Source organism: Heliomicrobium gestii, assembly GCF_009877435.1.
GTDB lineage: Bacteria > Bacillota > Desulfitobacteriia > Heliobacteriales > Heliobacteriaceae > Heliomicrobium > Heliomicrobium gestii.
The window spans coordinates 1-10,281 of sequence record NZ_WXEX01000025.1; the positions used below are offsets into that span (position 1 = coordinate 1).

The window sequence follows — 10,281 nt, forward strand, 5'->3', positions numbered from 1 at the left end:
ATCATTTCAGAAAAATGTCGTTGTTTGTTGTAAATTGTAACGTGTTTTAATATATTACACTGGACGAAGCCCTTTGTCAACAAATCAATCATTGGCAAAACAAGTAAACCCGCCTACATGCAATAAAATCACAACGAAAGTTACTATACCACCGAAACGCTGAAACCGCAAGCGCTAATTTTAGCCACCGTCATCTGTCCGAATCGCCTGACAAATCGTGTGAAGTTGAGATTCCAATTCGTTTGCATCTTGCGCTTCATAGATCATGTTTCCCACGATCACTGTATCAACGAGTGAGGCGACCGTCCTCGCTTGCCAGCCTTCCCGTATCCCCCCGCCGTAAACCAAGGGGGCTTGCGGTATTCGTCCACGAATCCGTGCCAGTCGGTCCATACATCCCCATTTGCCGCTGTACTCGATATAGATAAGGGGAAAGCGAAAGAGGTAATGGCCGACCTGACACAGCCCAACCAGCTCTTCGTCGTCGATCATCGCGTCGGCCCCGGTCAGGGCGGCAACCGCCGACTCCTCATTCAAAACAATATAACCAACCGGAACCAGCCGGTCGGTGATATGGGGATCTTTCCATCGCCGGATCGCCCGGGCATGAGCTCGAATAATCCAATGGGGATCTCCTGCGTTTAACACAACCGGAACCCAGTACCGGTAAGGGCCTTCAAGAGCGCAACTGGCATCAGTAACCTCCAGGATGATCTCCCGTGAAAAAGAGTGGACACGCTTCAATAAAGATCTGACTTTTTCCACAGTAATCCCTTGGGTGCCCCCAACGACAATGGCGTCAGCGTTAGAACGCAGAATGACATCAAGTCGCTCCTCATCGATTTGCCTGTCCGGATCTAGCTTAATCATCAGTCTCGCCAAAAAAATCGAAAGCCCTTCCCATTTTCGTATCGGTAATACTAAATGAAAGCCCGTAAGCGCATCGTCATCCATCCGTAAGCGCTTCGTCATCCCTCAGTTGAACGCGCAAAGGCAGGATCTATTTCTCCAGCGACCGGCAGATCGATTGTTCCACCCCTTGGAGATGATCGTACATCAATTCCTGCGCTTTCGCCGTATCCTGCGCTTCCACAGCGCGGAAAATCCCGCGATGTTCCTCCAGCAACCGCTCCCGAACCCCCGGCGTTGAGAGCAATTGAATCCGGCTGCTGCGTTGGGTCTCCCGCATCGTATCGGAGATCGTCTGCATCAACCTCAAAAGTAAGGAATTGTCAGCAGCTTCGGAAAGGGCGAAATGAAACAGGAAGTCGGCCTCTTCCCCGACCTCTCCGCTGTAGATGTCCCGCTCCATCTGAGACAAGGCGACTTCCATCGATCTCAGGTGTCCTTCTTCTCGTCGCTGGGCAGCGAGACCGGCGGCCCCCACCTCCATGATTTTGCGGACCTCTAAAATCTGGCGCGGCAGATCCTTTTCCACCAGCAACAACATGGCTAATGGTTCGATTACACCGTTTTCAGAGGGCTGCCGGATAAAGGCGCCATCGCCCGGCTTGATATCAACGATCCCCATGGCCTCCAAGGCGCTCAGCGCTTCCCGAACAGCCGCCCGGCTCACTTTAAGGTTCTCCGCCAATTCTCGTTCCGACAGCAAGCGGTCTCCGGCCTTTAAGCTGCCGCTTTTGACCAATTCCTTGATCTGTACAACAATTTCTTCATATATCTTTTTCGTGCGGATTGGACGCAATTCCACCGTTAACACTCCCTTTCCCCCGTGACAAAAACTTCTTCATCACCGTGAGAAATCCTTCAAGAGGTAAGACCATCGGACCAATTTTTCAAGAAAAAAACCACCGATGTTAGCAGGCGCCTATTCTTTTCATTATTAATGACTACTTTTAGCGCTTTTTTCTTATTGTTCAGACGCCTCTTCAGCCTCCGGCTCCGTGAACTCTGTGGACGCTTCCTCATCCCAATAACGGGATAGGCCGCTGTAGCGGTGGGCATCCTGTTGATTTGTCACCGCGAAAGCCAGCGCATCGGGCACACCGATCAGGATCGCTTTATCACGGGCTCGCGTCACCGCCGTATACAGGAGGTTGCGTCGCAGCATTCTCCGGTGTTGCAACGTCATCGGCATGACGACAACAGGGTATTCGCTTCCTTGCGCTTTATGTACTGTCGTGGCATAGGCAAGCATCAACTGCTCCCATTCGGATCGTCCGTAGGATACACGCCCCTCATCAAAGCGCACGACGATCGTATCCTCATCCGCTTCTTCCTCTCCACTTAACAGTATATCCTCAATAAAACCAAGATCGCCATTAAAGACATCTTTTTCATAATTATTCTTGAGTTGCATGACCTTGTCACCGGTGCGAAAGACATGTCCTCCCGCTTTCACCTCCCGTTTCCCCACGTTGAAAGGATTCAAGCGTTCCTGCAACTGTTTGTTCAGATTCCAGACGCCCACCTCGGTGTACCGCATCGGCGATAGCACTTGCACATCCTCAAGACCGTAACCGGCCCGCTCAATGGCGCGACTGACCGTCTGCAGCAACGCATCCAGCATATCGGCGCCGCTGCCCCGCCGGAGAAACAAAAAATCCTTCCGTCCGGACAGATCGGGCAGGATGCCCGATTTGATCCGGTGCGACTCCGTCACAATCGCCGAGGTCTCCGCCTGGCGAAATATATGATTCAAGCAGTGGATAGCCCCTACTTCATGTTCAATAATATCCCGTAGAACCTGTCCCGGGCCAACGGAAGGAAGTTGATCCCGGTCGCCAACCAACACCAACCGGGCGCCTTTTTTCAACGCATGGAGCAAGCTGGCCATCAATGAGATGTCGACCATGGACACCTCATCAATGATGACCACATCTCCCTCCAGCGGTTCCACATCCCAAAAGGGCTCCGCTTCACCGCCCCGCAAGCCGAGCGCCTTATGGATCGTAAAGGCCGGCTGCCCAGTCGTTTCAGCCAATCGCTTCGCCGCCCGCCCCGTTGGCGCGCAGAGAACGATCTCCCCATTCGGTTGGGCGCGGTTGACCAGCGCGATCAGTCCACGGACGATTGTCGTCTTACCTGTGCCTGGACCGCCGGTGATCACGGTCAACCCATACTGGGCCACACCAAAAAAAGCCGCCTTTTGCTCCTCGGCATAGCGGATACCGAAATCCTCCTCCATGGTAGCGATCACCGATTCCACGTCAACAGGCCACGTCTCACCATCTTGGGACAACCGTCGCAACGCCTGGGCGACAAATCGCTCGGCCCGATACAAGTCCGGCAGATAACAGCCGTCGCCAAACAACCGGATCACCTGCGCCTCCGCCGCCTCTGACACCTGAACCTGCAAGCTCTTTTCCTCTGGCGCTTCGGGATACAATGCCGATTGCGCTAAAATCGCATTCGTCTGGGTCAGCAATTCCGGCGCCGGCAGATAGACATGTCCCTCATCGCGGGCGAGATAGAGGCAGTAGACGAGGGCAGCCTGCAGTCGCATCGGTTCATCTCCCTGAAAGCCCAACCGGTGAGCGATCCGGTCACACTGGTCAAAAGAGACGCGCAGGTCCAAAGCCAAGCGGTAGGGATTGGCTTCAATCACCTCTAGGCTTTCCCGGCCGTATCGCCGAAAGATTCGGTACACCTGATCGCCGTCAATGCCATAACTGTTCAGCGATACCATTAGGTTCTCGCCAAAAGCAAACTCCTGGTAGGACTCTAAAATAGTCGTCGCCTTCGTCGAGGATAGCCCCTCCAGTTCGAGCAGTCGCTGCGGTTCCTCTCTCAATACCGTCAGCACATCGGCGCCAAAAGAGCGAACCAGCTTTTTGGCTGTTTTGCGGCCGATTCCTTTGATCAACCCACTCGACAAAAACTTTTCCATCGCTTTCGGGGTTGACGGCGGCAACATGCGGCAACAGGAGAAGCGAAACTGCCTACCGAAACGAGGATGCTCCGTCCACTCACCCTCCAGAGCGTAGGCCAATCCCATCTCGGCCGAAAGAAGTGGCCCCACCGCCGTTATCCGCTGGGAATCCACCTTGAAAACAGCCACTGTGTATGCTTCCTGCTGAAAGAGAATACGCTGGAGTTCTCCCGTCAATTGTTCCAATAAAAACCCGCCTTATCGTTCTGTCCAATGCAAGCCAGAAGATTGTCAACCTTGTTATTTGTATTCGTTGACAATCTTCCAGATGGCGATTACAATCAGGATCGGAGTTGAGTTCAGCGCGCAATGAAAGGAGTGGGTGAACCATGAACACCCGTGATATGACCCTATCGGCTCTCATCGCAGCCATCATTTTTATTTCGGCTCAACTTTCCTTTCCCCTGCCATTCAGTCCCGTTCCGATTACATTGCAGGTTTTCGCCGTTCTGCTCTTCCCCCTGATCTTGCCCTTACGCGTCGCTCTCACCGGCATCTCCGTGTACCTCTTTCTCGGCGCCGTCGGCATCCCTGTCTTCGCTCAATTCGGTGGCGGCATTGGCGTCCTGTTGGGCCCAAAGGGCGGCTATCTGTTCGGGTTCCTGCTCGCCACCATCGCCTGCGGTCTCCTGGCCCGTCAATGGTCCAAGGCGACACTGGCGAGGAACGTCATCATCGGCGCCGTCGGGTTAACCATCATCTACGCGCTTGGTCTGGTCGGATTGATGAACGCCCTTTCCGTTCCCTTGAGCAAAGCGCTAACCATGGGCTTGTTCCCCTTCTTGCCAGGGGATTTGGTCAAATTGGCCGCCGCGTCTGTCGTCGCTCTTTCTGTGGGCAAGCGAGTCGTCCACCAGTTTGGCTAAAAGGCCCCTTTATCTCCAAATACTCACCGATAATCACACCGAATAAAACCTACTATACCTTAAAATAGACACAATCGAAAGCGCTCGAAAAGAAGAAACACCGGAGGAAATCACATCCCCCGGTGTCTTTTTGTCGTTTTTTATTAAAAAAAGCTCCGGTCTTTTCAATCGCCCACTGACACCGTGTCAAAAAAGTACTTGACGAAGCCAGCCGTCGTTCGCTGCGCCAGAGGGAGCAGAACGGTCAACGCCCGGTCGAAGGATACCGTGTTCCGCTCAGAAACGGCTGTAAAGAAATCATAGGCGACACGGGCGTTTTCGTCCACCCAGTCGACCGGTTTTTTGAGACAATGATAAGCACCGTCAAAAGTGACGGCATAGTTATAACGGTTTTCTTCCGCGAAGGTCTCAAATTCGCGATGACCCGAAAAAATTGCATTCATCGCATGATGGGGAACACAGAGATCCTGAACAAAGTGGCAGGCCGCGCCCAGAAAGAACATCGCCCGAGTTGTCTTCTTCTCCCGATACAACCGGACGGCTCTCCGAAAATAGTGTTCAATTTCCGTGACAGCGCTGGGACCGCCAAACAACCCCCTCCGGGTGACCGGATTATAGTAGTGAGCCACATTGCGCCAACTCTGATCGACAAAGGCGACACCCTCATTCAGTTGAGCCAAGTGATAGGCCAATTGCCGCGCTTCGGCCTCATGCCCATCGTTCCTCAAAATTTCTTTCGCTTGCATGACGCAAAAATCATGGGTGACCGCCGCGAGACCGTCGCCAACCTTTGCCGGGACGGGAGAAGCCGATACCAGCAACCAACGCGCTGCCGTCTGGATTGGAGGATCGCCAATCAAAAAACGCAAGCCGCACACCTTCCCCCTTCAGCACTTCAAACCCTTTCTCATGCTAGCAATCTCTCGTTAAGACACCATAAATCCTGGGTAAAGGAAAAGTTAACCCTGTGCGCGCAAGAGTTTTCATCTCCATTTCAACCATTCACCCTGGAAGTGATAAAAGAAAAAGCCCGATCCGTTTCGGGCTGTCAATACGGGGGGGAAGCCCCCTGGGGAAGGGGCTTCCAGAGGAGAAACATAGGGGAACTAAAGGGGGTAATCCCCTACACCCCTAGTTATGTCCAACTATTAACGCGGTTATTCCCTTATCTTAAAATGCCGACGCGAATCGGCAACCTAACCTTCAACCTACTGACAGCACCCATGCCGGCGCACAAAAAGAAGACGCCCCGAAATCTTGCGGGACGCCTTCTCCGCCGACGCCATCAACGCCAGCTTACATCGCTTCCTTATAATCGTGATTCAGCTTGCCGTTTTTAATATCGACGTGCACCTGGTTGTACTGTTCAATCGTGCCGATGTCCTTCCAGTATCCTTTCGCCTGCACGCCATAGAAGGGCATATTTTCCGTCATCAACCGAGGAAAGAGCTGTTTCGAGAAATCATAAAAACCGTCGGGAACGTATGTAAAAACGTCTGGTTCGATCACGTAGATTCCCGCATTAATCGTATTCGTAAAAACCTGTTCCGGTTTCGGTTTCTCGATGAACCGACGTATGCGACCATCCTCGTCGGTGATTACAATGCCGAACTGCGTGGGGTCCTCCACCCAGGTCAAGGCCATCGTCACCATCGCCTGTTTCTTCTGGTGAAAGTTGATGATTTTTCCTAGATGTATATCCGTTATGCCATCACCACTTATCGCCAAAAACGTCTCGTCAAGAAACTCTTGCGCCTGTTTAACGGAACCTGCCGTGCCGAGAGGTTCTTTTTCGATGAAATACTCGAAATGAACCCCAAACCGGGACCCATCGCCAAAATAATTCATGATCATTTTGGGATGGTAACAAAGGGTGACGGCGATATCTGTAATGCCATGCCGTTTTAACAGCATAACCGCATACTCCATCGCAGGGCGTCCATGAATGGGAACCATCGGTTTCGGCATATTGTCCGTCAATGGGCGCAATCGTGTTCCCATTCCTCCGGCCATAATCACGGCTTTCATTAGGAATACACTCCCTTTCATCCAGAAGCAAAAACATACCATTTCTATATATTCGAAAAAGCCTGGAATTATTCACCCCCTTCGCCATAGTCAAACAATTGATCTTACAACCCTTATCCAGATTGCGGTGACCTACTCATATTATACTAGTTATCCCTTGAACCTTCCAGAACCTACCCTCATTTTACCATCGTTTTCTCATGATTTATGTAATTTTTTTGTTACCTTTGTTAGCAAAGGACCAAAACAAGTAAACTCCCATGTAAAAAATGGATAAAAATAATGGGACTTTTTTGCTCGTTCTTTTCTCATGAAAGGGAGAGGCTAGTTATCGGATACACCCTCCCTGTCCCATCCATCCGCCTCATGCGACCACGTACGCCAACGAGTTAGGGGGATGATCGTGAGAAGCCTCTGGAAAGGCGCCATCAGCTTTGGTCTGGTCCATATTCCGATCAAGATGTTCGCTGCCACGGAAGAAAAAGATGTGCGCTTTCACCTTCTCCATAAGGAATGTCACAACCCCATCCAGTATCAGAAACGCTGCCCCCACTGTGATCGCGAGGTAACGCCAGAAGAGATCGTTAAAGGTTTTGAGTACGATAAAGGACGCTATGTTATCGTCACCCAGGAAGAGCTGGAGGGCATTGCCCCTGAAGGCAGTCGCGCCATCGACATCCAGTCCTTTGTCAACCTCAAAGACATCGATCCGATCTACTTTGCGAAAACCTACTATCTCTCTCCCGATCAGCACGGACAAAAGGCCTATGCGCTGCTGCGCAACGCCTTGCAGCAAAGCGATCGTCTGGCCTTGGCCCGTGTCATCCTGCGCACCAAGGAAGCGCTCGTGGCGCTGCGCGTGTACGGCAAAGGGTTGGCTATGCACACCATGCTTTATCCAGAAGAAATTCGATCGATGGAACCCCTGGGAGATCTGGGCGAAGGCATCGACGTGTCCGAGAAGGAACAAACAATGGCCGTCCAACTGATCGAGAGCCTGACCGAGTCCTTTGATCCGGAAAAGTGGCAGAGCGAACACCGGAAGCGGATACGACAGTTTATCGACGCCAAGGTCCAAGGCCAAGCCATCGTTGAAGCGCCTCAGGCGCCGGCAGCAGGCAAGGTGATCGATCTGATGGAGGCGCTCAAAGCGAGCATTCAACAAGCCAAGACCCAACAAAAAGCGGAGACGCCGAAAAAGGCGCGCCGAAAAACCTCATGAAACGGCCCATCGTGCCAATGGAGCCCCTTCCCCACCCGGAACCCTTCGATCACCCCGACTTTCTGTTTCAAGTAAAATGGGACGGGATCCGGGCGCTGGCCTTTGTAATAGGCAGCGACATAACCCTGCAGAACCGCAAGGGCAGGGACATCACGAGGACCTACGTCGACGTAGCATCTCAACCTATCCTACGCCCCGGAAACAGCGGCATTGTTGACGGAGAACTGGTCGTCCTCGACGATACAGGAAAGCCTAGCTTCCCCCTCATCCTCCGCCGCGAACAAGCCCGAACAGAAGCCACCATCCGCAGACACACCGAACAATACCCGGTCCGGTTTATGGCCTTTGACCTTCTGGAATTAAACGGACAGGCGCTTTTGGCGTATCCGTTGCACAAACGGCTGGCGCTCTTGCAGGAATACCTCGCTGTCAGTGAACAGGCCTTTTTCACTGACTCCCATTTGGAGGAGGGCGCCGCCTTTTTCCACGGCGTTAAAGCGCTCGGCTTAGAGGGCATGGTGGCTAAAGAGAAAAACAGCGCCTATGTTTTTGGAAAAAAACATGGCGCCTGGAAAAAAATCAAAAACTATCGCGAGATCACCTGTCCGGTCATCGGGTACACGCAAACCCAGCCGGGCCGCCTAGCATCGCTCGTCCTCGGTAAAGCGGACGACGAAGAGCTTACGTATATCGGAAGGGTCAGTTCGGGCTTAACAGCCAAGGAGGCAGAGCTATGGCGCCAACGCCTGGTCCCCCTACCACCGGAGAAAGAGGACCGGAGCGCTCCGAGGCTCAAGTGTGGCCTGGGACGCAAACATGGCCCGGGAAAACCGGCATACACCCCAGTCTTCCCCAACCATTTCGTTCACGTCCGTTATCTGGAGTGGACGCCGGATCTCTGTCTGCGCCATCCTTCCTACCTCGGCGCAGCGGAAAACTCGAAGTCACCCTAGCGGGCAAAACGTTGATGTTGAGCAATCTCGACAAGGTGTTCTGGCCGCAGCAAGGCTACACGAAAGCGGATCTGATCGAATATTACGTCAAAATCGCGCCTTACCTCCTCCCCCATCTCAAAGACTACCCCCTGGTGCTCGTCCGGTATCCCGACGGCATTGCGGGAAAATTCTTTTATCAAAAGGAGGCGCCACCCTCCCGTCCCGATTGGCTTCCCACTGTGGAGGTCGCTTCGGAAGGCAACCGAAAAAGCATCCGTTACTGTCTCGTCGAGGATGCCGCCGATCTGTTGTTTTTAATCAATCTCGGTTGCATCGAAATCCATCCCTGGCTCTCAAAACAAACCGCCTTGAACAATCCAACCTGCATGGTCTTTGACCTCGATCCTCATGCAAGCCAATCTTTTCAAACGGTCGTCGAGGTGGCGCTGCTCCTGAAAAGCGCTCTGGACACCTTGGGTCTCACCGCCTATCCCAAGACATCGGGCGCTTCAGGCATGCATATCTATGTGCCCGTCGGCAAAGGGTATGATTACCAAACCGTTCGGGAGTGCGCCATCGCCATCGCCAAGTTCATCGAAGCGACAGACCCGCGTGTCACTCTGGCACGCCCCATCGGTGAACGTGGAGAGCGACTCTACTTAGACTGCTGGCAAATCGGACGGGGAAAGACGTTGGCCAGCGTATACAGCCTCCGCCCGGTGCCAAGCGCGTCTGTATCAACGCCGCTGCTCTGGCCGGAGGTCACCGCCGCCCTACAGCCGAGCGCCTATACGATTCAAACGATCTTTGACCGCCTGAACCGGATGGGCGACCTTTTCCAACCGGTGTTCGAAAGGAAAAACGACCTGTCAGGGGTTCTTCGCTTATCGGCAAAAAGCTGACGCCAAGCCAAGGGGCAAGACAACCGTGAAGTCCGATAGATCGTTATGAAAACGCAAAAAAACCATTTCCATCAGGAAATGGTTTGAGCTTTCATGGTGCGAGAGGGGGGACTTGAACCCCCACGGTTGCCCACACGCCCCTCAAACGTGCGCGTCTGCCAGTTCCGCCACTCTCGCATTTTCACTGGAGCCACCGACCGGGATTGAACCGGTGACCTTATCCTTACCAAGGATACGCTCTACCAACTGAGCTACGGCGGCAAAATGGTGATCCATGCTGGACTCGAACCAGCGACACCCTGATTAAAAGTCAGGTGCTCTACCAACTGAGCTAATGGATCAGCGAAAAAATAACTGCTGTGTTATCTCAGTTGCTCCTTGAAAACCGCACAGACGCTGATTTGCTAGACAAATCGCTTTGGATAAAGTATGCGCA

At 52.9% G+C, this 10,281-nt stretch carries 9 protein-coding genes and 3 tRNA genes; 4 read left to right on the forward strand and 8 right to left on the reverse strand.

Annotated features, from left to right (window positions below):
• Positions 1 to 180: 180 nt before the first annotated feature.
• The 3 genes from GTO89_RS16640 to recD2 all read right to left on the reverse strand — a co-directional run bounded on the left by GTO89_RS16640 (position 181) and on the right by recD2 (position 4,078).
• The gene (locus GTO89_RS16640) at positions 181 to 954 is read right to left on the reverse strand and encodes a geranylgeranylglyceryl/heptaprenylglyceryl phosphate synthase (protein ID WP_161263220.1); all 774 of its coding nucleotides are present in this window, start codon (positions 952 to 954) and stop codon (positions 181 to 183) included.
• Positions 955 to 1,000: 46 nt separating this feature from the next.
• Positions 1,001 to 1,711, reverse strand: a complete 711-nt coding sequence (locus GTO89_RS16645; RefSeq protein WP_161263221.1) for a FadR/GntR family transcriptional regulator — start codon at positions 1,709 to 1,711, stop codon at positions 1,001 to 1,003.
• Between the two features lie 159 nt (positions 1,712 to 1,870).
• On the reverse strand, positions 1,871 to 4,078 hold the full coding sequence (gene recD2 / locus GTO89_RS16650) for an SF1B family DNA helicase RecD2 (RefSeq protein WP_161263222.1): 2,208 nt from the start codon (positions 4,076 to 4,078) through the stop codon (positions 1,871 to 1,873).
• 143 nt (positions 4,079 to 4,221) lie between these two features.
• Here recD2 and GTO89_RS16655 point away from each other — a divergent pair, with 143 nt between their 5' ends.
• On the forward strand, positions 4,222 to 4,758 hold the full coding sequence (locus GTO89_RS16655) for a biotin transporter BioY (RefSeq protein WP_161263223.1): 537 nt from the start codon (positions 4,222 to 4,224) through the stop codon (positions 4,756 to 4,758).
• 164 nt (positions 4,759 to 4,922) lie between these two features.
• On the opposite strand, the gene GTO89_RS16660 is transcribed toward GTO89_RS16655, so the two are convergent.
• Both GTO89_RS16660 and GTO89_RS16665 read right to left on the reverse strand, forming a co-directional pair.
• Positions 4,923 to 5,627, reverse strand: a complete 705-nt coding sequence (locus tag GTO89_RS16660; RefSeq protein WP_161263224.1) for a zinc dependent phospholipase C family protein — start codon at positions 5,625 to 5,627, stop codon at positions 4,923 to 4,925.
• Positions 5,628 to 6,054: 427 nt separating this feature from the next.
• A complete protein-coding gene (locus GTO89_RS16665; RefSeq protein WP_161263225.1) occupies positions 6,055 to 6,786 on the reverse strand; it encodes a nucleotidyltransferase family protein in 732 nt (243 codons plus the stop codon).
• A 397-nt stretch (positions 6,787 to 7,183) separates the two neighbouring features.
• On the opposite strand from GTO89_RS16665, the gene ku reads away from it, so the two are divergent.
• From ku to ligD, 3 genes are read left to right on the forward strand one after another with little or no spacing between them, the layout of a single operon-like run.
• Positions 7,184 to 8,008: a non-homologous end joining protein Ku gene (gene ku, locus GTO89_RS16670; protein ID WP_161263226.1), complete on the forward strand. Its 825-nt coding sequence runs from the start codon at positions 7,184 to 7,186 to the stop codon at positions 8,006 to 8,008.
• Positions 8,005 to 8,961, forward strand: coding sequence for an ATP-dependent DNA ligase (locus GTO89_RS16675; protein WP_161263227.1), 957 nt, complete (start codon positions 8,005 to 8,007; stop codon positions 8,959 to 8,961). Before ku ends, GTO89_RS16675 begins: the two co-directional genes overlap by 4 nt.
• Positions 8,962 to 8,975: 14 nt before the next feature.
• The gene (gene ligD, locus GTO89_RS16680) at positions 8,976 to 9,845 is read left to right on the forward strand and encodes a non-homologous end-joining DNA ligase (RefSeq protein ID WP_204758291.1); all 870 of its coding nucleotides are present in this window, start codon (positions 8,976 to 8,978) and stop codon (positions 9,843 to 9,845) included.
• A 94-nt stretch (positions 9,846 to 9,939) separates the two neighbouring features.
• Here the strand turns inward: ligD and GTO89_RS16685 are convergent.
• From GTO89_RS16685 to GTO89_RS16695, 3 genes are all read right to left on the reverse strand, one after another.
• Positions 9,940 to 10,022 (reverse strand) — tRNA-Leu (locus tag GTO89_RS16685).
• An 8-nt stretch (positions 10,023 to 10,030) separates the two neighbouring features.
• Positions 10,031 to 10,106: transfer RNA gene (locus GTO89_RS16690), tRNA-Thr, on the reverse strand.
• A gap of 4 nt (positions 10,107 to 10,110) precedes the next feature.
• Positions 10,111 to 10,186, reverse strand: a tRNA-Lys gene (locus GTO89_RS16695).
• Positions 10,187 to 10,281 lie beyond the last annotated feature (95 nt).